At 65.9% G+C, this 22,065-nt stretch carries 15 protein-coding genes; 12 read left to right on the top strand and 3 right to left on the bottom strand.

Annotation, left to right across the window (positions count from 1 at the left end):
- The first annotated feature begins 42 nt into the window (after positions 1–42).
- Positions 43–1,017 carry an IS481 family transposase gene (locus ACTJK0_RS20480; protein ID WP_440744822.1) on the top strand — a complete coding sequence of 325 codons (975 nt, stop codon included), beginning with the start codon at positions 43–45 and terminating at the stop codon, positions 1,015–1,017.
- A 103-nt stretch (positions 1,018–1,120) separates the two neighbouring features.
- Here the strand turns inward: ACTJK0_RS20480 and ACTJK0_RS20475 are convergent, their stop codons facing one another.
- Positions 1,121–1,714 carry a hypothetical protein gene (locus ACTJK0_RS20475; protein WP_440746417.1) on the bottom strand — a complete coding sequence of 198 codons (594 nt, stop codon included), beginning with the start codon at positions 1,712–1,714 and terminating at the stop codon, positions 1,121–1,123.
- Between the two features lie 271 nt (positions 1,715–1,985).
- Here ACTJK0_RS20475 and ACTJK0_RS20470 point away from each other — a divergent pair, with 271 nt between their 5' ends.
- From ACTJK0_RS20470 to ACTJK0_RS20435, 8 genes are all read left to right on the top strand, one after another.
- Positions 1,986–2,468 carry a CarD family transcriptional regulator gene (locus ACTJK0_RS20470; protein ID WP_011690592.1) on the top strand — a complete coding sequence of 161 codons (483 nt, stop codon included), beginning with the start codon at positions 1,986–1,988 and terminating at the stop codon, positions 2,466–2,468.
- Between the two features lie 106 nt (positions 2,469–2,574).
- On the top strand, positions 2,575–3,357 hold the full coding sequence (ispD, locus tag ACTJK0_RS20465) for a 2-C-methyl-D-erythritol 4-phosphate cytidylyltransferase (protein ID WP_440746415.1): 783 nt from the start codon (positions 2,575–2,577) through the stop codon (positions 3,355–3,357).
- 8 nt (positions 3,358–3,365) lie between these two features.
- Positions 3,366–3,854, top strand: coding sequence for a 2-C-methyl-D-erythritol 2,4-cyclodiphosphate synthase (gene ispF, locus ACTJK0_RS20460; RefSeq protein ID WP_440746414.1), 489 nt, complete (start codon positions 3,366–3,368; stop codon positions 3,852–3,854).
- Positions 3,855–3,875: 21 nt separating this feature from the next.
- On the top strand, positions 3,876–5,342 hold the full coding sequence (gene cysS / locus ACTJK0_RS20455) for a cysteine--tRNA ligase (RefSeq protein ID WP_440746413.1): 1,467 nt from the start codon (positions 3,876–3,878) through the stop codon (positions 5,340–5,342).
- A 115-nt stretch (positions 5,343–5,457) separates the two neighbouring features.
- A complete protein-coding gene (rlmB, locus tag ACTJK0_RS20450; protein WP_110545095.1) occupies positions 5,458–6,447 on the top strand; it encodes a 23S rRNA (guanosine(2251)-2'-O)-methyltransferase RlmB in 990 nt (329 codons plus the stop codon).
- Positions 6,448–6,535: 88 nt separating this feature from the next.
- Positions 6,536–8,635 (top strand): glycogen debranching protein GlgX, encoded by a 2,100-nt coding sequence (gene glgX / locus ACTJK0_RS20445; RefSeq protein WP_440746412.1) that lies wholly within the window; start codon positions 6,536–6,538, stop codon positions 8,633–8,635.
- A gap of 33 nt (positions 8,636–8,668) precedes the next feature.
- Positions 8,669–9,157 carry a ribonuclease domain-containing protein gene (locus ACTJK0_RS20440; protein WP_110545099.1) on the top strand — a complete coding sequence of 163 codons (489 nt, stop codon included), beginning with the start codon at positions 8,669–8,671 and terminating at the stop codon, positions 9,155–9,157.
- A 7-nt stretch (positions 9,158–9,164) separates the two neighbouring features.
- A complete protein-coding gene (locus tag ACTJK0_RS20435) occupies positions 9,165–9,521 on the top strand; it encodes a barstar family protein (protein WP_043452108.1) in 357 nt (118 codons plus the stop codon).
- 17 nt (positions 9,522–9,538) lie between these two features.
- On the opposite strand, the gene ACTJK0_RS20430 is transcribed toward ACTJK0_RS20435, so the two are convergent.
- Both ACTJK0_RS20430 and glgP read right to left on the bottom strand, forming a co-directional pair.
- Positions 9,539–11,326, bottom strand: coding sequence for a thiamine pyrophosphate-requiring protein (locus tag ACTJK0_RS20430; RefSeq protein WP_440746411.1), 1,788 nt, complete (start codon positions 11,324–11,326; stop codon positions 9,539–9,541).
- 61 nt (positions 11,327–11,387) lie between these two features.
- On the bottom strand, positions 11,388–14,006 hold the full coding sequence (gene glgP, locus ACTJK0_RS20425; RefSeq protein WP_181422503.1) for an alpha-glucan family phosphorylase: 2,619 nt from the start codon (positions 14,004–14,006) through the stop codon (positions 11,388–11,390).
- A gap of 191 nt (positions 14,007–14,197) precedes the next feature.
- On the opposite strand from glgP, the gene ACTJK0_RS20420 reads away from it, so the two are divergent.
- The 3 genes from ACTJK0_RS20420 to ACTJK0_RS20410 are packed head-to-tail and all read left to right on the top strand — an operon-like array spanning position 14,198 to position 21,709.
- Positions 14,198–16,240 carry an alpha-1,4-glucan--maltose-1-phosphate maltosyltransferase gene (locus tag ACTJK0_RS20420; RefSeq protein WP_440746416.1) on the top strand — a complete coding sequence of 681 codons (2,043 nt, stop codon included), beginning with the start codon at positions 14,198–14,200 and terminating at the stop codon, positions 16,238–16,240.
- Positions 16,237–18,030 carry a maltose alpha-D-glucosyltransferase gene (treS, locus tag ACTJK0_RS20415; RefSeq protein ID WP_110545107.1) on the top strand — a complete coding sequence of 598 codons (1,794 nt, stop codon included), beginning with the start codon at positions 16,237–16,239 and terminating at the stop codon, positions 18,028–18,030. Before ACTJK0_RS20420 ends, treS begins: the two co-directional genes overlap by 4 nt.
- Before the next feature lies 1 nt (position 18,031).
- On the top strand, positions 18,032–21,709 hold the full coding sequence (locus tag ACTJK0_RS20410) for a 1,4-alpha-glucan branching enzyme (RefSeq protein WP_440746410.1): 3,678 nt from the start codon (positions 18,032–18,034) through the stop codon (positions 21,707–21,709).
- Positions 21,710–22,065: the final 356 nt, after the last annotated feature.

Raw genomic sequence — 22,065 nt, 5'->3', positions numbered from 1 at the left:
GGTTGGTGGTTACCACACACAGCCAACGACTAAGAGGTCCTCATGTCTCACCGTAATGCCCGTCTGACTCCGAATGGTAGGCGGATCCTCGTCGAGCGCGTCCTCGCCGGCCGTCCCGTCGCTCACGTGGCGAAGGAAATGGGCATCTCGCGGACTTGCGCGCACCGCTGGCTCAGCCGGTACCGTGCCCACGGCTGGGACGGCCTCGAGGACCGCAGCTCCCGACCAAGATCCTGCCCCCACGCCACCTCGGCGGAAGTCGTTGCCGATGTCCTGACCCAGCGCGTGGAGCACCGCGAAGGGCCAACGGACCTGGCTTTGCGCTGCCGCACGAGCGCCCGGACGGTCTCCCGGATTTTGGCCAGGGCGGGCATGCCCAGGTTGTGGGATCTGGACCCGGTGACCGGGGAACGGATCCGCGCGTCCCGGGCTACCGACCGCCGCTACGAACGAGACGCCCCAGGGGACATGATCCATATCGATGTCAAGAAACTTGGCCGGATCCCTGACGGCGGGGGGTGGCGGGCCGACCCTTCCCAGAGCGCGGCAAACCACCGCAAGTCGCATCAGAGGATGGGCTTTGACTACGTCCACGTCGCCGTGGACGACTACACCCGCTTCGCCTACGCCGAGGTCCTGCCCGACGAGAAAGGCCCGACCTGCGCCGGGTTCCTCACCCGGGCCGCCGCCGCCATGGCAGCGAACGGCGCACCCGTCCGGCGTGTCATGACCGACAACGCCTTCGCCTACCGGCTCTCCCGCGACTTCCAGGACGCCTTGGCTGCTTTGGGTGCCAAACATATCCTGATCAAACCCCGCCATCCCTGGCAGAACGGCAAAGCAGAACGCTTCAACCGCACCCTCCAGGAATGCTGGGCCTACCGCCAACCCTTCACATCCAACCAGGCCCGCACCGACGCGCTGCAGCCCTGGCTAAACTTCTACAACAACCACCGGCCGCACGGCAGCCTCGGAGGCAAACCACCCATCAGCAGGTGCAACCAACCTACTGGCTGAGTACACCTAGGCGCACAGATAAGGGCATGCAAAAAGGGAGGAGCCGGTGGCTCCTCCCTTTCGCTGTGTCCGGTTACATATGTGTCCGGCGTTCGGTGCCTGCCTAGCGGCTGGTTGCGGTGGCAGTAGCGGACGCGGTGGCGCCGGAGGTGGCGCTGGACGTCGCGCCGGCAGACGGGCTTGCGGAAGACGAAGCCGACGGCGTGGCTGACCCCGAGGCACTCGGGGTCGGTACGTAGCCCTTGTACTCCTGCAAGGTGGCGTCCAGGACCGGAACCTTGATGGTGTCGCTGACGTTGGTGCCGTTCTCGCTGATCTTCAGGTCCACCAGGGAGCCCGGCTTGCCGCCGGTGGTGCTCAGGATGGCTGCGTCGGAGTTCTCGGTGAGGAATGTGGAGGAGTTGGCCTTGACCGAAACCTGGGTCTGCGAACCCTTGGCGCCGTTGACCGTCAGCTTCACGTCCTTCGAGGAGGAGTTGTACACGGCGCCGATCAGGCGGCCTGGCTCGTCTTCGCCGGCGGAGACGATGAGGATGTTCCGCAGCTGCAGGGGACCGAGGTCTGCGCGGATGCCGTCCGAGGCGGAGTACTGGTGGCTGGTCTGCTGGGGCGTGATGTAACCGCAGCCTGCGGTCAGCAGACTGGCGCCAAGGGCAGCAGCCGTCAGTGCCAGTTTGCCGCGCTGGGCCCGGTTCATCGCAGTGGAACGCACGTCACGTACTCCTCGAGAAATTTGAAGTCTTTTTCAGCCATAGCCTATCCGCAAAGAGCGTCAAACGAGGATTCGGCGGTGTCACATGCGTTGTGGGAACGCTCACCTGATGCACTAATCCGCCCATCCGTCAAGGGGGTGGAGGGAGTTGATTGGGCCGTTTTTCCGCGTATTTTCGCGGTTGGGAGCCCTTTCTCCGGCCGGTCATATGCCTGAATCGTGATAAACTGGTCTGCGGGAAAGGGGAAATGTCCACATGGTATTTGAGGTCGGCGAGACAGTAGTTTACCCTCACCACGGTGCTGCGAAGATTGAAGAAATCAAGATGCGCACCATCAAGGGCGAAGAGAAGATGTATCTCAAGCTCAAGGTGGCCCAGGGTGATCTGACCATTGAAGTTCCAGCAGAAAACGTTGACCTTGTTGGGGTCCGGGACGTAGTGGGCAAGGAAGGCCTGGAGCACGTTTTTGATGTGCTCCGTGCTGAGTTCACCGAGGAGCCCACCAACTGGTCACGCAGGTACAAGGCAAATCTGGAGAAGCTTGCTTCCGGTGACGTCATCAAGGTAGCCGAGGTTGTTCGCGACCTGTGGCGCCGGGATCACGACCGGGGCCTTTCCGCAGGCGAAAAGCGAATGCTGGCCAAGGCCCGCCAAATTCTGATTTCAGAACTGGCGCTGGCTGAGAAGACCGACGAGGAGAAGGCTGCAAGCGTTCTCGACGAGGTTCTGGCTTCCTAAGAATTTAGCCCCGGCGGCACGCAAGTGCAGCCGGGGCTTTTTTGCGCCCAAATCCTGCTGGGCCACGCGCACCGAACCCGGGCGCCGGCGTCGTAGGCTTGTCCGCATGAGTGAATCATCCACCCGTCTGGTCACGGCAGTCATCGTCGTGGCCGCCGGTTCAGGGCAGCGGCTCGGCTACGGCATGCCCAAGGCGGCAGTGCCCCTGGGCGGCGAGCCAATCCTGATGCATGCCCTGCGCGGAATCGTCGCGTCGGGGGTCGCCAGCCAGGTCTGCGTGGCACTGCCCGCCGGGGACCAGGGCCTGCGCCGGATGTGCGACGACTTTAGGGAGGAGTTGGCCGACGGCGGACCCCTCCTGACGCTTGTGGACGGCGGCGCGACCCGCGCAGACTCTGTCCGCGCCGGCATTGCGGGCTTGATGGAAGGCATCGAAGCGGTCCTGGTCCACGACGCGGCCAGGGCATTGACGCCCGAATCCGTCTTCCACCGTGTGTCCGATGCCCTCGCCGGGGGCGCCGCCGCCGTGATCCCGGTGCTTCCGGTGGTGGACACGGTCAAGACCGTGGCGGCGACGTCAGGTCAGGACGCTGCCTTTGCGCCCGAGGTGGTTACAGGGACGGCTCACCGGGAAGAGTTGCGGGCTGTGCAGACTCCGCAGGGTTTCACAGTCGGTACCTTGCTGCGCGCGCACGACGCCGCGCAGGGCCTGGACCAGCAGCAGGCGGCAACGGTCACGGACGACGCCATGCTCGTGGAGATGCTCGGTACCGCGGTGCACGCCGTCCGCGGGTCAACCCAGTCCCTCAAGATCACCACGCCCCTGGACCTGATCTTCGCCGAAGGGCTCCTGGAAGGTCCCCTCGGCGCACATTGGGTGGAAGGATGAGCCCGGACATGGTCCTTCCGCGCACCGGCGTGGGAATCGATGTCCATGCCTATGCGCCCGAGGACGCCCCCCGCCCGCTGTGGCTCGGCGGGCTCCTGTGGCCGGGCGAGCGCGGCCTTGCGGGGCACTCGGACGGGGATGCGGTAGCGCATGCAGCCGCCGACGCGCTGTTCTCCGCGGCCGGCATCGGCGACCTTGGCACCCACTTCGGGACCGACCGCCCTGAATTCGCCGGCGCGTCCGGCGCCACCCTGCTTGCCGAAGCGGCGCGGATCGTCCGGGCTGCCGGCTTCGAAATCGGCAACGTCGCGGTGCAGTTCGTCGCCAACCGGCCCAAGTTCGGACCGCGCCGGGAGGAAGCGCAAAAGGTGCTGAGCGAGGCGGCGGGCGCCCATGTTGGGGTTACCGCCACCACCAGCGACGGCTTGGGTTTCACCGGACGGGGCGAGGGTATTTCCGCGATTGCCACCGCCCTGGTCTACCCCCGCCGGCCCTGAACCATCGGCTAGTCTGGAGCGGTGACCCTGCGCTTCTATGACACCGCCTCCGCCGAAGTCCGGAACTTCGTCCCCCTCGTCGACGGCAAGGTCAGCCTCTATTACTGCGGCGCCACTGTCCAGGGCATGCCGCACGTGGGCCACATCCGTTCCGCCATCGCCTTTGACCAGCTCACCCGCTGGCTGGAATACCGCGGCCTGCGGGTGACCGTCGTCCGGAACGTGACGGACATCGACGACAAGATCCTGGCCAAGTCCGAGGCTTCCTTCGCGCCCGATTTCAGCCCGGAAGCCGGCGAGGTGCCGCGCGAGGAGTGGTGGGCTCTTGCCTACCGTTACGAGCGGGAGTTCCTGAAGGCCTACGACATCCTTGGTGTTTCCCGCCCCACCTATGAACCCCGGGCCACCGGCCACATCCCGGAGATGCACGCCCTGATCCAGCAGCTCATTGACCGGGGCCACGCCTACCCGGCACTGGACGATTCCGGTGACGTCTACTTCGACGTCCGGTCCTGGGACAAGTACGGGGCCCTCACCCGGCAGAACATCGACGACATGCAGGCAGCGCCCGACGCCGACCCCCGCGGAAAGAAGGACCCCCGCGACTTCGCGCTGTGGAAAGGTTCGAAGGAAGGTGAACCCGCCACCGCCAGCTGGACCTCGCCCTGGGGTGCCGGCCGCCCCGGCTGGCACCTTGAGTGCTCCGCCATGGTCACCAAGTACCTCGGCACCGCTTTCGACATCCATGGCGGTGGCCTGGACCTGCGCTTCCCGCACCACGAAAACGAGATGGCCCAGTCCCAGGCGGCAGGCCACCCGTTCGCCAACTTTTGGATGCACAACGGCATGGTGACCTACCAGGGCGAGAAAATGTCCAAATCGGTGGGGAACACCATCAGCCCGGCGGAGATGCTCGAACTCGCGTCGCCCCGGGTGGTCCGCTATTACCTGGGCCAGGCGCACTACCGCTCCATACTCGACTACCGGCCCACGTCCCTGCAGGAGGCCGCAGCCGCCGTCGAACGCATCGACGGGTTCCTGGCAAAGGCCACCGCGCGTTTCGGTGGCGACGCCGGCGTTCTGGAGAAACCGCAGGACTCTTCCTTCGAGGGTGTGGACGCATTCTGCGAAGCCATGGACGATGACCTCAACGTCCCGCGCGCACTGGCTGCCCTGCACGAAACTGTCCGCGCAGGCAACACAGCGCTTGCCGAGGGTGATGACGACGCTGCCCGCAACGCGATGCACGCCGTCGTCCTGATGACCGATGTCCTGGGCCTGAATGCCGTGGCAGGGTCCGAAACCGCCAGCACCAAAGAGGCCGAGGCGCTGGGTGTCCTGGTGGAAGCCCAGCTGGCGGCCCGAGCAGCTGCCCGCGCGGAGAAGGACTGGGCCGCGTCCGATGCCATCCGCGACACGCTCAACCAGGCCGGCGTCGTGGTGGAAGACGGCCCGGACGGCGCCACCTGGAGCCTGAAGCGGGACTGAGCCGCTGCGCAGCGGCGCGGCAGCAGGCGGGACCTGAACTGCCTGCTCTCCCGATTTTTTTCGGGTCAGTAGACTGGTAGGCAGACTCAGTCAGCACAATCAAGGGTGGAACATCATGGCCAACAATGGTCGCCGATCGGTGAAAGCGAAGAAGGGCCCAACCGTCGGAACCGGTGGCCATGGCCGCAAGGCCCTCGAAGGAAAGGGCCCCACGCCCAAGGCCGAGGACCGCGTGTACCACAAAGCCCACAAGGCCAGGCAGCTCGCGGAACGTTCCGCTGCCAAGCGGGGGACCGGTGCCCGCAGTGCCGGCGCCGCCAAGTCCGGCCCCAAGGGCCGTGCCACCGAGGAAGTCGTGACCGGCCGCAACTCGGTGGTCGAGGCTCTTCGCGCCGGCATCCCCGCCAAGGCACTGCATGTCGCCATCCGTATCGAAATGGACGACCGCGTCAAGGAATCCCTGAAGCTGGCCGCCGAACGCGGCATCCCGCTCATGGAAACGGGCAAGCCGGAACTGGACCGGATGACGGATGACGCCGTGCACCAGGGCCTGGTGCTGCAGATCCCGCCCTACGAGTACCAGGACGCCTACGAACTGGCCGAGGAAACCGTGGACAAGTGGAAGAAGGGGCACGTCGCCAACGCGCCGCTCTTCGTTGCCCTGGACGGCATCACCGACCCGCGGAACCTGGGTGCGATCATCCGCTCCGTCTCCGCCTTCAGCGGCCACGGCGTCATCGTGCCCGAGCGCCGTTCCGTGGGCGTGACCGCCTCAGCGTGGAAGACCAGCGCCGGTGCAGCCGTCCGCGTGCCCGTGGCCCGCGCCGCAAACCTGAACAACGCCCTGAAGCAGTTCAAGAACATGGGCATCTACGTCCTGGGGCTCGACGGCGACGGCGACGTTTCGCTGCCCGACCTCACCCTGGCCACGGAACCGGTCTGCATCGTCGTGGGGTCGGAAGGGAAGGGCCTGAGCCGCCTGGTCCGGGAGAACTGCGACCAGATCGTCTCCATCCCCATCGATTCCGCCATGGAGTCCCTGAACGCCTCGATGGCGGTGGGCATCTCGCTGTACGAGGTTTCCCGCCAGCGCGCTGCGAACTAGAACTCTTCTCACACATTTCCCACACACAACCCGGCACTCCGTGGACGTCCGGGCTGGTCACGTGCCGCTGGCCGATACTATTTAGGTGATGGTCATGCCGCTCTTCGACACCGCTTCCACCATGGACTCCTCATCGGCTGCTCCCCTCGGTGTCAGTGTCCCGCGCGTTGATTCCGGCGGGACCCGGCACCACGCCGGTGGCCGGGCGAACGTTGCCGTCTTTGCCCCGGCGGTGACCAGCCTGGACATTGTCTATTGCCCTCCCGGGGGACAGTGGCGCGTCCAGAGCCTGCCGAACGTGACCCGCGGCGTGCACCACGGCATTGTTGAGGACCTGCCCTACGGTTCACGCTACGGCTTCCGGCCGTCGTCGGCTGACCAGGAACCGGTACCCGCCGCGGCGAACGGAAACGGTCCGGGCGGCCGGCCCCTGCTGCTGGATCCGTATGGCCGGGGCGTGGACCAGGGCGGAGGCGTGCTCACCAGCGTCCGGACGTCCACGGAGTTCGATTGGGAAACCGACGAACGCCTGGGCCTTCCCTGGCGCAATACCATCCTTTACGAAGCCCATGTCCGGGGCCAGAGCATGCTCCATCCGGACGTCCCCGTGGAGCTGAGGGGTACCTACGCCGGCCTGGCCCACCCCGCCGTCGTGGAGCACCTCACCAGCCTGGGGGTCACGTCCGTCCAGCTCCTGCCCGTCCATTTCCACTTGGACGAGCCCCACCTGCAGGACCTGGGACTGAGCAACTACTGGGGGTACAACACCGCGGCGTTCTTTGCCCCGCATCCCGGTTACGCCACCAGGGCTGCCCAGGATGCAGGCCCGCAGGCTGTCCAGGACGAGTTCAAGGCGATGGTCAAAGCACTGCACGCCGCCGGGCTGGAAGTCATCCTCGACGTCGTATACAACCACACTGCCGAGGGCGGACCCGACGGCCAGGCGCTGAGCTTCCGCGGCCTGGGTGAGGACACCTACTACCGGGTGGACGGCACCGGGAAGTACATCGACACCACCGGCTGCGGCAACACCTTGAACTTCGGTGACCAGCGGGTGGTCCAAATGGTCACCGACTCCCTGCGCTACTGGGTGGACGAGTTCCACGTCGACGGTTTCCGGTTCGACCTCGCAGTCACCCTGTGCCGCAACTCCGACAACGAATTCGACCCCAAGCATCCCTTCCTCACCGCCGTGGCTGCCGATCCCGTCCTGTCGGAGGTCAAGCTCATCGCCGAACCCTGGGACATCGGCTACGGCGGCTGGCAGACGGGCCGCTTCCCGCCGGGCTGGGTGGACTGGAACGACCATTTCCGGGACGCCGTCCGGACCTTCTGGCTGGCAGACCGCGCGGCCGCTGATTCCGGCGGGCACGGCGGGACCATGGCCAAACTGGCCGACGCCGTGTCCGGGTCAGCTGGCCTCTTCGCGGCATCCGGACGCTCGCGCCTTGCCTCGGTCAACTTCGTCACCGCCCACGACGGCTTCACCATGAACGACCTCGTCTCCTATGACCGCAAGCACAACGAAGACAACGGTGAAGAGAACAGGGACGGCCACGGTGACAACCGCAGCTACAACCACGGCGTGGAAGGCCCCACCGAGAACGGTGTAATCCTGGCGCGGCGCGCCCAGGCACGGCGCAACCTTATGGCGTCGATGATGGTATCCCTCGGGGTTCCCATGATCACGGCGGGCGACGAACTGGCCAGGACCCAGCACGGCAACAACAACGCCTACTGCCAGGACAACGCCATCACCTGGCTGGACTGGACGCTGACGCCGGAGGCGCACGAAATGCTGCGCAGCACCAAGCGGTACATCCGGCTGCGCAAGGAGTTCCTGGCAGCCCAGCCCCGCGACTTCCCGGTCCGCGACGAGCAGTCCTACCTTTACTGGTTCGACCAGGACGGCCAGCCGATGTCCGCCGAACGGTGGAACGATCCGCACCACCGCGTCATGCAGCTCCTGCTCGGCGACGACGGCGGCGACCTGGCGGGCCTGGTGGTGGTGAATGGCGGCGCCTCTGACGTGCAGGTCACCCTCCCGGACGCCGGCCGGCGGACCCCGAGCATGTTCGAACTCCGGCTCACCACGTCGCCGCGCCACAAGCAACGGCAGGGGCTCGTGGTGGCGTCGGGGGAAACCGACCTTGCCGAGGCCTACTCCATCAATATCTACCGCACCTAGATCCAGCAGAAACGGCCCGGCAGGTATCCCCGCATGCGCAACCGCTCCATCCTTCCCTTGCTCCTCGCCGCCCTGGTGGTGCTGGCCGTCGCGGCATTCGGCGGTGCCGGTCTGCTGGGGCAGCAAACGGAAAGTCCGACGCCGGGAGCAGCTTCCGGAGCAGTGTCCACGCCGGGCGGAACGGCGGCGTCCGCGGCAGCAAAGCAGTCCGCGCCGCTCCGGGCGGCGAACCCGTCCAGCCTGCCGGAGGTGCGGGAGTCGGTCCTTCCGCCGGAGGGCCGCCGCGTGCTGGGGCTGATCCGGGCGGGCGGCCCGTACCAGTACAGCCAGGATGACCAGGTGTTCGGCAACTTTGAGCGGGCCCTGCCCGCCCGGGAGCGTGGCTACTACCGTGAATACACGGTCCCCACACCCGGCGAAACGGACCGCGGGGCACGGCGCATCATTGCGGGCAACGGCGGGGAAAAGTATTACACCGGGGACCACTACACAACGTTCAAGTTCATAGCGGAAGGCAGCTAGCGTAACCATGAGAATCTTTTCCGGTGATACCTGGACCCTGGAAGAGCTGCAGGAGCAGGTGGCCGACGCCGGGCGCCGCAGCGTGGTGGTTCCCCCGGCGGACAGCAAACGTACTGTCCTTGAGACCTTTGGCGAGGTCCTGGGCTTTCCCGAACACTACGGCGTGAACCTCGATGCCCTGAACGACTCGCTGCACGACTTCGCCGACAGCATCACCGACAACGGCAACCCGCCCGTGACGGTCCTGTGGCAGGTGGCCGCGCCGTTCCGCAGCGACAGGTCGTTCGGCATCATCTGCGAGATCCTGCAGGACGCGGAACGGTACGCCGGCAAGGACCTCGCCGTCACCGCCGTCATGCTCTAGACCCGCGGCCCGGGCAATTAGCCCTTCGGGCCTTCCTCGTGGGACACATAGGTGTCCAGGAGCGCGGAGGCCCGGCCGCCGTCGTCCTCCGCTGCCAGCCCCTTGCGCATGTTTTCCGCTTTCTGCCGGCCGGCGGGGAACGGCGGGAGCAGGGGTACTTCGGGATCGGTGAGCACCTCGATCACCACGGGGCAGTCGGCCGCGAAGGCCTCTTCCCAGGCCTCCGCGATCAACTCTGGGTCCTCCACCCGGATGCCGCGCAGCCCCAGCAGGTCGGCGTACCCGGCAAAGGGGAAGTCGGGCAGCTCCTGGCTGGCGGCAAACCTCGGCTCGGCCTCCGACTCGCGCTGCTCCCACGTAACCTCGGTCAGTTCCCGGTTGTTGAAGACGCAGACCACAAACCGCGGGTCCTTCCACTGGCGCCAGCGGTGCGCCACCGTCACCAGCTCTGCCACACCCGCCATCTGCATGGCCCCATCCCCGGCCAGGGCCAGCAGAGGGCGGTCCGGATGGGCAAGCTTGGCAGCAATTCCGTAGGGGATGGAACAGCCCATGCTGGCGAGCGTCCCGGACAGGTGCGCGGGGACACCGTGGGGGAGCACCAGCTGGCGGGCGTACCAGTAGACGCAACTCCCGACGTCGATGCTCAGCTGGGCGTTGCCGGGCAGCCGGCCGTTCAGCTCCCTGACCACGCGTTCGGGATTGACGGGGTTTGCCGGGACTGCGGCGCGGTCCGCCGCGAGGATGCGCCAGCGGCTGACTTCCGCCTCCACTTCGGAGCGCCACTGGGTGCGCGGGCGGTACTCCAGCCTGTTGTTCAGGGCTTCGAGTGCGGACGCCGCGTCTCCGGCCAGGCCCACCTCCACGGGGTACCGGTTGCCGATTTTCTTCTCGTCGATGTCGATCTGCACGGCACGGGCGCTTCCGGGCGGCGGATAGAACTCGGTCCAGGGGTCGTTGGAGCCGACAATGAGGAGGGCGTCGCAGTTGGCCAGCAGGTGTGCGCTTGCCGTGGTGCCGAGGTGCCCCATGGTGCCCGCGACGAACGGCAGCTCCTCATCCACGTACGGCTTGCCCAAAAGACTGGTGGCGATCCCGGCTCCAAGCTTCTCCGCCACGGCAACCACCTCCCCGCCGGCATGCCTTGCTCCCTGCCCCACGAGCAGGGCCACGCGATCGGCGGAGTTGAGGAGGGCCGCGGCAGCGTTGAGGTCCTCCTCACGCGGCGCCTTGGCCGCAGCGCTCCAGGACGGCGCCGTCACCACGATGCCGTGCTGCTGCTCAAGTTCGGGCGCCGGCGCGGACTGAATGTCATGCGGGATGACCACCACGCAGGGGGAGGACGTGGCCTTCGCCGTCCGGAAGGCCCGGTCCAGCACCATGGGTACCTGTTCGGGGGCGCTGACCATCTGCACGAACTGCGAGGCGACATCTTTAAACAGCGAAGGAAGGTCGATTTCCTGCATGTAGGCCGAGCCCAGCACCGTCCGGCTCTGCTGACCCACGATGGCCACCACCGGCACACTGTCCAGCTTGGCGTCGTAGAGCCCGTTGAGCAAGTGGACCGCACCCGGGCCCTGGGTGGAGGTCACCACCCCCACCCCGCCGGTGTACTTGGCGTGGCCTACGGCCATGAACGCCGCCGCTTCCTCGTGCCGGGCCTGGACAAACTCCACCTGTCCTTCAGACCGGCGGAGGGCACCCATAAAGCCGTTGATGCCGTCCCCGCTGTAGCCGAACACCCTGCCCACACCCCAGGTGGTGAGGCGCTCCACTATGACATCGGCCACCGTACGTTCGGTCATGCGCCCTCCTGGATCGGGTTACTGCCGTCGTCCAGGGAGCCTTACCCACCAGGCGCGCGGGCTAAGCGTTGACGATCAGCCCCAGCTCGGCCTTCGAGGCCAGGGCCTCGTGCCGCGGCAGGACGCGGACGGTGTATCCAAACGGTCCGGAGCGGTCGATCACCAGGGACCCGCTGAACAGGTGCCGCCCGTTGCCCAGGTCCTCCTTCACCTGCAGTTCCATCATGGTGATGTCTGCCAGGGCGTCGTTCTCTTCCGCCTTGCCGTAGGCCACCTCAACGCAAACGTCCTCTGGGGTGAGCGCATTCAGGGCCACGTACGCGTTGACCTGGAGCGTGTCGCCGATCTGCGGATCTTCCGAGACTCCCACCGAATCCACGTGTTCCACATGCACCTGCGGCCAGGCGGCGTGAACCTTCGCGGACCAGGCGGCCAGTCCGCGGGCCTGTGCATAGGAATTGGCATTGGCACTGCGTCCGGCCTCCGCGGCGGGACGGTAAAGGATGTTGACGTAGTCGCGAAGCATGCGTTCGGCGGAGACCGCCGGACCCAGGTGCGACAGCGTGTGCTTGATCATGGACACCCAATGAGTGGGCACCTTCTCGCTGCCCATGGTTGACGGACCCGCGGCCCCGGCACCCTCGGACACCGTGCTCCCGTAGAAGCGGGGAGCCACCTGCGTTTCAAGCAGCTCGTAAAGTGCGGCGGCCTCGATGTCGTCGCGTTCCTCGGGCGAGGCATCGTTGTTGGCCGTGGGAATCGCCCAGCCGTTCTCGCCGTCGTACATCTCGTCCCACCAGCCGTCCAGGACGGAAAGGTTCAGCGATCCGTTCAGTGCCGCCTTCATGCCGGAGGTACCGCAGGCTTCCAGCGGGCGCAGCGGGTTGTTCAGCCAGACATCGCAGCCGGGAAACAGGGTCCGGGCCATGGCGATGTCGTAATTCGGCAGGAACGCGATCCGGTGCCGTACTTCCGGGTCGTCGGTGAAGCGCACCAGGTCCTGGATCATCTTCTTGCCGGCGTCATCTGCCGGGTGGGACTTTCCGGCGATCACCAGCTGGATGGGGTGCTCCTTGTGCAGCAGCAGAGCCTTGAGCCGCGCCGGTTCGCGCAGCATCAGGGTGAGGCGCTTGTAGGTGGGCACGCGGCGGGCGAACCCGATGGTGAGTACATCCGGGTCCAGGACGTTGTCCGTCCAGCCCAGCTCGGCGTCGGCGGCCCCCCGCTTCTTCCATGCTGCCCTCAGCCTGCCGCGTACGTCCTCCACCAGGGCAGCCCGCATCTCCCGGCGGAGCGCCCAGACGTCGGCGTCGCTGACGTTGTAGGCCAGGTCCCATTTGCCCAGCGCTTCGGCCTCGCTGCCGAACTGGTCCCGGGCAAGCTTGGAGATGCGGCTGTCCACCCAGGTGGGCACGTGCACGCCGTTGGTCACCGACGTGATGGGTACCTCGCTGTGGTCAAAGCCCGGCCACAGTGCGGAGAACATGCCGCGGGACACTTCGCCGTGGAGCTTGGCCACGCCGTTGGCACGCTGCGCAAGCCGGAGCCCCATGACGGCCATGTTGAACACGGAAGGGTTGCCGTCGGCGTAGTTCTCGCGCCCCAGTTCAAGGATCCTGTCCAGCGGCACGGCCGGTGCCAGTCCGGCCTGGAAGAAGTGGCTGATCTGGTTGATCTCGAACCGGTCGATGCCGGCAGGCACCGGAGTGTGCGTGGTGAATACCGTGGAGGCACGGCCTGACGCCAACGCCTCGTCGAACGTCAGCGCCTGCTCTCCGGACATGAGTTCCTGGATGCGCTCGATCCCCAGGAACCCGGCGTGCCCTTCGTTGGTGTGGAAAACCTCCGGGGCGGGGCTGCCTGTCAGTTTCTGGAAGGCGCGCAGGGCTTTGACGCCGCCCATGCCCAGCAGGAGTTCCTGCTGCAGCCGGTGGTCGCCGCCGCCGCCGTACAACCTGTCGGTGATGCTGCGGGCGGCATCGTCATTGCCCGGGACGTTGGAGTCCAGGAGGAGCAGGGGAACGCGTCCGACGTCGGCACGCCAGATGTGTGCCAGCAGGCGCCTTCCGTTGGGCAGCGGAAGGGAGATCTGCAGTGCCTTGCCGTTGCCGTCGGGGGACGGCTCACGGAGCAGGGTCAGGGGCAGGCCGTCGGGGTCCAGGACCGGGTAGGTCTCCTGCTGCCATGCGTCGCGGGAAAGCGACTGCTTGAAATAGCCCGCCTGGTACAGCAGGCCCACACCCACCAGTGGAACGCCAAGGTCAGAGGCCGCCTTCAGGTGGTCGCCGGCCAGGATGCCCAGGCCGCCCGAATACTGGGGGAGGACCTCCGTGATGCCGAACTCGGGGGAGAAGTAGGCAATCGAGGCGGGGGCGTCCGGGCCCAGGCCCTGGTACCAGCGCGGCTCCTCGAGGTACCGGTCAAGGTCCTGCTCTGCGGCGCGGACTTTCTCCACCACGGACTGGTTCGTGGCCAACTGCTGGAACTCTTCACGGCTCACCATCCCCAGGAAGCCGATCGGGTCCTGTCCGCTTTCCTCCCAAAGGCGCGGGTTCAGCCCGGCAAAAAGCTCCCGGGTGGGGCGGTGCCATGACCACCGCAGGTTGCTGGCCAGCCTGGCCAGCGGCCGGATGGGCTCGGGGAGGACTGTACGGACCGTAAACCTGCGGATTGCCTTCACCTGCGTCACACTAACCGACAAGATGCGCGGCCGGAACCAGCTTCAGGTTTCTTTTGGGTAAATGACAGAGGCATGAAGAAAAAGGGCCGCGGCACGCCCAATTTAGTGAGCAGCCTTAGCAATCCTGCGCATTTCTCGCTAACGTCGAGCCTGTGACGACTAACTCAGGAACCAGTGCCGCATCCACCAAAATGCCCCAGCGCCGCATCACCGAGGGACTGCGGTTCGGGCGTTTTCCCATCACCGCCGTGCAGCCCGTCGTCGAAGGCGGCAAGTTTCCGGCCAAGGCCCTGCCGGGGGAAGCCATCGTGGTGGGCGCCACCGCCTTCCGCGAAGGCCATGACCAGCTCGGGGTCAGCGCCGTGCTGCTGGACCCCTCAGGCGCCGAGCGCCAGCGTGTCCGGCTCGCGCCGCCCCGCGGGGAACGCGGCATGGGCACGGACCGCTGGGAAGGCGTCCTCACGCCGTCGGAAACCGGAAACTGGTCCTTCGTCATCGAAGCCTGGCACGACCGCTACGGCACCTGGCACCACAACGCAGAGGTGAAGATCGACGCTGGAATCGACGTCGAACTCATGCTTGCCGAAGGTGCCAAACTGCTCGGCGAAGCGGCGGGCGAGGACTTCCGGGACGACGTGGACCGGGCGGCCCTGCGCCACGCGGCGGGCGTCCTGGGCGACCAGTCCCGCAACACCGAGGAACGGCTGGCGGCCGGCTTCAGCCAGGAAATCGCGGACATCGTTGCCCGCCAGCCCATCCGGGAACAGGTGACCGTTTCGCAGAAGTACCCCCTGCTGGTGGAACGCGACCGTGCCGGCCGGGGCGCCTGGTACGAGTTCTTCCCCCGGTCCGAAGGCGCCGTCAAGGACCACAACACCGGCGTGTGGACGTCGGGCAATTTCCGGACCGCGGCAAAGCGGCTCGACGCCGTGGCGGCCATGGGCTTCGACGTCCTGTACATGCCGCCCATCCATCCCATCGGCGTGCAGCACCGCAAGGGACCGAACAACACCCTGGTGGCCGGCCCCAACGATCCCGGCTCACCCTGGGCCATAGGCGCCAAGGAGGGCGGCCACGACGCCATCCACCCGGACCTCGGCTCCTTCGAGGACTTCGACGCCTTCGTGGCGAGGGCCAACGAACTCGGCCTGGAAGTGGCGCTGGACCTCGCCCTGCAGGCGGCACCGGACCACCCCTGGGTCCAGTCGCACCCGGAATGGTTCACCACCCGGGTGGACGGCAGCATCGCCTACGCGGAAAACCCGCCAAAGAAGTACCAGGACATATATCCGCTGAATTTCGATAACGACCCTGAGGGACTTTCCCAGGAAATTCTGCGGATTGTGCTGTTGTGGGTCAGCCACGGCGTAAAGATTTTCCGCGTGGATAACCCGCACACCAAACCGGTGTGGTTTTGGGAATGGCTTATTGCCGAAGTGAATAAAGCGGTGCCGGGCGTGGTGTTCCTGGCCGAAGCGTTCACCCGGCCCGCCATGATGCACGCACTGGGCAGGGCCGGTTTCCAGCAGTCCTACACCTACTTCACGTGGCGCAACACCAAGAAGGAAATCGCGGCCTACTTCGACGAAGTCAGCCACGAATCACCGGCGTTCTTCCGTCCCAACTTCTTCGTCAACACCCCGGACATCCTCACCGAATACCTGCAGTACGGCGGGCCTGCGGCGTTCCGGATCCGGGCGGTCCTGGCCTCCACCGGCAGCCCGCTGTGGGGTGTCTACGCCGGCTATGAGCTGTACGAGCACGTGGCCCGGCCCGGCGCCGAAGAGTACATCGACAACGAAAAGTTCGAGTACAAGCACCGTGACTGGGACGCCGCCGCTGAATCCGGGCGCTCGCTGGCTCCGTACATCACCCGGCTCAACCACATCCGCCGCGACCATCCTGCCCTGCTGGACCTGCAGAACCTCACGGTCCACCAGAGCACGGACGATTCCACCGTGGTGTACTCCAAGCACAAGACACTTCCCGACGGGTCAAAGGACACCATCATCGTGGTGGTCAACGTGGACCCGCACGTCACCAAGGAGTGCAGCGTGGCCCTGGAGCTGGCAGCCCTTGAACTGGACCCGCAGGACCTCACCCCGGGCGGCGGCTTCCATGTGGATGACCTGCTCACAGGACAAAGCTGGGAGTGGGGCGAGTACAACTACGTGCGCCTCGATCCGCACGTGGAGCCCGCCCACATCCTGAGCGTGAGGAGAATGCATTCGTGAGTTTCAATCCGCAAAGTTCCGGGCATTTCACCCCCAAGAGCACGTTCGAGCTAAATGCGCCTGGCCTTCAGCATGACCCGTTGTGGTACCGCAAGGCCGTGTTCTACGAGGTACTTGTCAGGGCCTTTGCGGATGCCAACGGCGATGGGTCCGGGGATTTCTCCGGACTCATCGACCGGTTGGACTACCTGCAGTGGCTGGGCGTGGACTGCCTGTGGCTGCCGCCGTTCTTCCAGTCACCGCTGCGGGACGGCGGCTACGACATCTCCGACTACAACTCGGTCCTGGACGAGTTCGGCACCATCAGCGATTTCAAGCGCCTGGTGGCAGAGGCCCACGCCCGCGGTGTCAGGGTCATCATCGACCTGCCCTTGAACCACACTTCGGACCAGCACCCCTGGTTCCAGGAATCCCGGAAGGACCCGGACGGGCCGTTCGGCGACTTCTACGTCTGGAGCGACACGGACGAGAAATACCAGGACGCGCGCATCATCTTCGTTGACACGGAGGAATCGAACTGGACGTTCGATCCCATCCGCCGCCAGTTCTTCTGGCACCGGTTCTTCAGCCACCAGCCGGACCTGAACTTCGAAAACCCGAAGGTGATCGACGCCGTCTTCAACGTCGTCCGGTTCTGGCTGGACCAGGGAATCGACGGTTTCCGCGCGGACGCCATTCCCTACCTCTTCGAGGAAGAAGGCACCAACTGCGAGAACCTTCCCGCCACCCATGAGTTCCTGCGCCAGCTGCGGGCCATGGTGGACGAAAGCTATCCCGGCCGCGTAATCATCGCCGAGGCCAACCAGCCGCCCACCGAGGTGGTGGAGTACTTCGGCACGGTTGAGGAACCCGAATGCCACATGGCGTTCCACTTTCCCATCATGCCCCGGCTGTACTACGCGCTGCGTGACCAGAAGGCCGCGCCCATCATCGAGACCATGTACGAAACCCCGGACATCCCCGAGGGCGCGCAGTGGGGAACTTTCCTTCGCAACCACGACGAGCTCACCCTGGAAATGGTCACCGCGGATGAGCGCGCCGCCATGCTGGGCTGGTATGCACCTGACCCGCGGATGCGGGCCAACATCGGCATCCGCCGCCGGCTGGCACCACTGCTCGACAACTCGCGTGCGGAGATCGAACTGATCAACGCCCTCCTGCTGTCGCTGCCGGGCAGTCCGTTCCTGTACTACGGGGACGAGATCGGCATGGGGGACAACATCTGGCTCGAGGACCGCGACGCCGTCCGCACGCCCATGCAGTGGAACCCGGACCGGAACGCGGGCTTCTCCCACGCGGACCCCGGCAAGCTGTACCTGCCGCCCATCCAGTCGCTGGTCTACAACTACAGCATGGCCAACGTGGAGGCGGAGGCGGCCCATTCGGGTTCCCTGCTGCGCTGGACCCGGCAGATCCTCAGCGTCCGGAAGAACCACCCTGCCTTCGGGCTGGGCGAATTCAAACACGTCGAAGCCGACCACGACGCCGTCCTGGCGTACCTGCGCGTCCTGCCGGACGACAACCCGGCCGGCGCGAACGCGGAAACCATCCTCTGCGCCTTCAACCTCTCCCAACACCCGGTAGCTGCAACATTACGGATTCCCGAATACGCGGGGCGGGGGCTGCGCGATGTCTTTGGCGGCCAGATCTTCCCCGGCATCGGGGACGACGGCACCCTCACGTTGACCATCGGAAGCCACGACTTCTTCTGGCTTCGGATGCGCTCGGCGTCGTCCAACCCGTCCTCCCCGTACACCCAGGCCATGCCCATCCTGTCGATAGAGAACTGAGATGAACCAGCCAATCCTCACTCCCGCCCTGACCGCTCTGCTCAAGGAATGGCTGCCGCAGCAGCGGTGGTTCCCCGTCAAGACCCCGGACTTCGCCGTCAGCCAGGCCGGCAGCCTGGGCCTGGACGATCCGACCGGCCACGCGGCGCTGGCCGTATTCCTCCTCAACGTCACCACCGAGGGGACCGACGGCGGTCCGCGCAGCGCCGTGGTCCAGGTTCCGCTGAGTTTCCGGCCCGCGCCGGCGGGAGGCATGGAGCGTGCGCTGGTGGGCGAAGCTGCGGGAATGGATCCCACCCGGCCCTGGGTATATGACGCCGTGCACGACCCCGATTTCGTCGGTGCCTGGCTGGAGCTCGTCCGGCAAGGCGGGAAGGCCGCCAGCGGCACCGCAACCGGGTACCGCGTCGACGGGCCCTACCGGCTTCCCACGGCCAAAGGCGTGGTGAAGGTGCTCTCCGGCGAGCAGTCCAACAGTTCGGTCATCGTGGACGACGGCGAGTCGGCAGCCATGGTGAAGTTCTTCCGGGTGCTTTCGGAAGGCATCAACCCGGAGATCGAGGTAGGGGCCGCCCTCACCAAGGCGGGAACCTCCGAGGTCCCCGGAACCCTTGGCTGGGTCCGGGGGGAGTGGCTTGGCCAGGGCAGCCCGGGCAGCCGCTATGTCCAGGGGGAACTTGCGGTGGCCCATGAATTCCTGGCAGGCGGACGTGACGCCTGGCGGCTTGCGGTGGACGCCGCCCGTTCCGGCAGGGACTTCACTGCAGAAGCGCGCGCCCTTGGCACGGCCACGGCCACGGTGCACAAACGCTTGGCGGAGGCCCTGGGGCAGTCGGACGAGCCTGAACCCGGTAAGGGGGCAGGACCTGCCGTTGCCCAGCGCGTCCGGACCGCCTGGGCAGAAGCCCGCGCCGCCGTCGGCCCTTACGACGACGCCCTGGAAGCACTCCTGGCCACCATGGGCAAAGCCCCGGTCGGGCCGTTGCAGCGCATCCACGGCGACCTCCACCTCGGCCAGATCCTGCAGGTCACCGGCCAGGCCGGCGACGAATCCCGGTGGGCCATCCTCGATTTCGAGGGCGAGCCGCTACGGCCCATCGCGGAACGGAACGTCCCTGATGTTCCCCTGAGGGACGTCGTGGGAATGTTGCGCTCCTTCGATTACGCTGCCGGAGCAGCGCAGCGTGAGCAGGAGGGCGCCCAGGTCCCGGAAAGCTGGGTGGACGACTGCGCCGATGCCTTCCTGGCAGGCTATGCGGAGGTCATTCCCGGCACGGTGGACCGGACCTCGCCCCTGTTTATGGCATTGTGGCTGGACAAGGCGCTGTACGAAGTTGTTTATGAAATGCGTAACAGGCCCGACTGGCTGGCGATTCCAGTAAGCGCCGCCAGGCGGGTCCTGAGCGGTAACGGCGCCGGCGATCATGCCGGTGCAGCATCGGAAGGTAACGAAATGACAGGCTCAGCACGAACTGACCGTCCGGGGGTGCCCCTGCACGTGGATGAAGGCACCCTGGGCAGGATCGCGAACGGTGAACACCACGCCCCCCACTCCGTCCTGGGCGCGCACCTGGACGACTACGGGCATGTCACCATCCGCACCGTGAAGCACCTCGCCGAGGCCATTTCCGTGGTCACCCGGGCCGGTGAAGTCCCCATGCAGCACGAGGCCCACGGCGTGTGGGTTGCCGTCCTTGAACCGGTGGAGCAGGGCCATGTTCCCGACTACCGGCTCTCGGTCACCTACCCGGGCCGGGACGCGGTCACCGTCGACGAACCGTACCGCTACCTGCCCACGGTGGGGGAAGTGGACCTGCACCTCATCGGCGAAGGCCGGCACGAGAAACTGTGGCAGGTGCTCGGCGCCCACGTCCGGCACTACAAGTCGTCCCTGGGTGACGTCAACGGTGTTTCCTTCGCGGTCTGGGCCCCGAATGCACAGGCGGTCCGGATCAAGGGTGACTTCAATTCCTGGGACGGCCGGGAAAACTCGATGCGCTCACTGGGGTCTTCGGGTGTCTGGGAGGTCTTCATTCCCGGGGTCGAAGCAGGAGCGTGCTACAAGTACGAAATCCTGACGCGCGGCGGTTACTGGGTTGAAAAAGCCGACCCACTGGCTTTCGGCACTGAAGTGCCCCCGCTGACCGCCTCCAGGGTGGTGGAACCCTCCTACGCCTTCAAGGATGACGAATGGATGGAAGCGCGGGCCAAGCGCGATCCCCACAACTCGGCCATGAGCGTCTATGAAGTACACCTCGGGTCCTGGCGCCTGGGACTTGGCTACCGCGAACTTGCCAAGGAACTTGTGGATTACGTCAAGTGGCTCGGGTTCACGCACGTGGAATTCATGCCCGTGGCGGAGCACCCGTTCGGCGGTTCCTGGGGCTACCAGGTCACGTCCTATTTCGCGCCCACGTCCAGGTTCGGACACCCGGACGAGTTCCGCTACCTTGTGGATTCCCTGCACCAGGCAGGCATCGGCGTCCTGCTGGACTGGGTACCGGCACACTTCCCGAAGGATGCCTGGGCGCTGGCCCAGTTCGACGGCGAGCCCCTCTACGAACACGCAGACCCTGCCCTTGGCGAACACCCTGACTGGGGCACCCTGATCTTCGACTTCGGCCGCACCGAGGTCCGGAACTTCCTGGTGGCGAACGCCCTCTACTGGCTGGAGGAGTTCCACATCGACGGCCTGCGCGTGGACGCCGTGGCTTCCATGCTCTACCTCGACTACTCCCGCGAGGAAGGCCAGTGGCGGCCCAACCGCTTCGGCGGCCGGGAGAACCTGGAGGCAATCTCCTTCCTGCAGGAAGTCAATGCCACCGTCTACAAGACCCACCCCGGCGCTGTCATGATCGCGGAAGAATCCACAGCCTTCCCCGGTGTTACCGCACCGACGAGCCACGGCGGCCTGGGCTTTGGCCTGAAGTGGAACATGGGCTGGATGCATGACTCCCTGAAGTACATGTCCGAGGATCCCTACAACCGCCGTTGGCACCACGGCACGGTCACGTTCTCCCTGGTCTACGCCTTCACGGAGAACTTCCTGCTGCCGATCAGCCACGATGAGGTTGTCCACGGCAAGGGCTCCATGCTCCGCAAGATGCCGGGCGACCGCTGGCAGCAGCTGGCCAACCTCCGTGCCTTCCTTGCCTACCAGTGGGCCCACCCCGGCAAGCAGCTCATTTTCATGGGCACCGAGTTCGGCCAGGAAGCCGAATGGTCGGAACAGCACGGCCTGGACTGGTGGCTTGCCGACATCCCCGCGCACAAGGGACTGCAGCTGCTGACCAAGGACCTCAACGAACTGTACGCAGCGACGCCGGCCCTCTACTCGCAGGACAATGTTCCTGCCGGGTTCCAATGGATCAACGGGGGAGACTCGGACCGCAACGTCCTGTCCTTCATCAGGTGGGACACCGATGGCAACCCGATCGTCTGCGCCATCAACTTCTCCGGTGCACCCCACGCCGGGTACACCCTGGGAGTCCCGTCGGCGGGGGCATGGACCGAAGTCCTGAACACCGACCACACCACCTACGGGGGATCCGGCGTACTCAACACCGGTGAACTGAAGGCAACGGACGAAGGTCAGGACGGCCAGCCGGCCACTCTGACGGTGACGCTGCCTCCGCTCGGGGCTTCCTACTTCAAGCCGGGAGCGACACCGGCCAAGTGATCGCCGCCCGCAGGAGCACCTGCGGCAGCGGTGGCCAACGCATGGCGTAGAAAGGCCCGGAATCCGCGTGATTCCGGGCCTTTCGGCTTCCGGCAGGACAGCACGCAGCAGCGGACTGGCGATCCCGGATGAGTGGTGGTACAGTTTATTTCCGCGCTGCTCCACAGAGTCAGACGGAAAACCGACCCCCAAGCATAGGCTGAGGATGGTCGTGGACGCCGGTTTGACACGCAGGAAGCCAGCGGGTAAGTTTGAAAAGTTGCTCCGGAGCGATCCTGAACGTTGGTTTGGGTGGTGCCGGGTGTGTCTGTTGTTTGAGAACTCAATAGTGTGCCAAGTTTGTTGATACCGATTAT

Source organism: Paenarthrobacter sp. 22069, assembly GCF_052046035.1.
Lineage (GTDB): Bacteria > Actinomycetota > Actinomycetes > Actinomycetales > Micrococcaceae > Arthrobacter.
This window is presented reverse-complemented; position numbering and strand designations above follow the sequence as displayed.

Bases quoted from the DNA above. Each gene is read 5' to 3' on its own strand.
- ACTJK0_RS20480 (WP_440744822.1), top strand. From the start codon at position 43: ATGTCTCACCGTAATGCCCGTCTGACTCCGAATGGTAGGCGGATCCTC.
- ACTJK0_RS20475 (WP_440746417.1), bottom strand. From the start codon at position 1,714: ATGAACCGGGCCCAGCGCGGCAAACTGGCACTGACGGCTGCTGCCCTT.
- ACTJK0_RS20470 (WP_011690592.1), top strand. From the start codon at position 1,986: ATGGTATTTGAGGTCGGCGAGACAGTAGTTTACCCTCACCACGGTGCT.
- ispD (WP_440746415.1), top strand. From the start codon at position 2,575: ATGAGTGAATCATCCACCCGTCTGGTCACGGCAGTCATCGTCGTGGCC.
- ispF (WP_440746414.1), top strand. From the start codon at position 3,366: ATGGTCCTTCCGCGCACCGGCGTGGGAATCGATGTCCATGCCTATGCG.
- rlmB (WP_110545095.1), top strand. From the start codon at position 5,458: ATGGCCAACAATGGTCGCCGATCGGTGAAAGCGAAGAAGGGCCCAACC.
- glgX (WP_440746412.1), top strand. From the start codon at position 6,536: ATGGTCATGCCGCTCTTCGACACCGCTTCCACCATGGACTCCTCATCG.
- ACTJK0_RS20440 (WP_110545099.1), top strand. From the start codon at position 8,669: ATGCGCAACCGCTCCATCCTTCCCTTGCTCCTCGCCGCCCTGGTGGTG.
- ACTJK0_RS20435 (WP_043452108.1), top strand. From the start codon at position 9,165: ATGAGAATCTTTTCCGGTGATACCTGGACCCTGGAAGAGCTGCAGGAG.
- ACTJK0_RS20430 (WP_440746411.1), bottom strand. From the start codon at position 11,326: ATGACCGAACGTACGGTGGCCGATGTCATAGTGGAGCGCCTCACCACC.
- ACTJK0_RS20420 (WP_440746416.1), top strand. From the start codon at position 14,198: ATGCCCCAGCGCCGCATCACCGAGGGACTGCGGTTCGGGCGTTTTCCC.
- ACTJK0_RS20410 (WP_440746410.1), top strand. From the start codon at position 18,032: ATGAACCAGCCAATCCTCACTCCCGCCCTGACCGCTCTGCTCAAGGAA.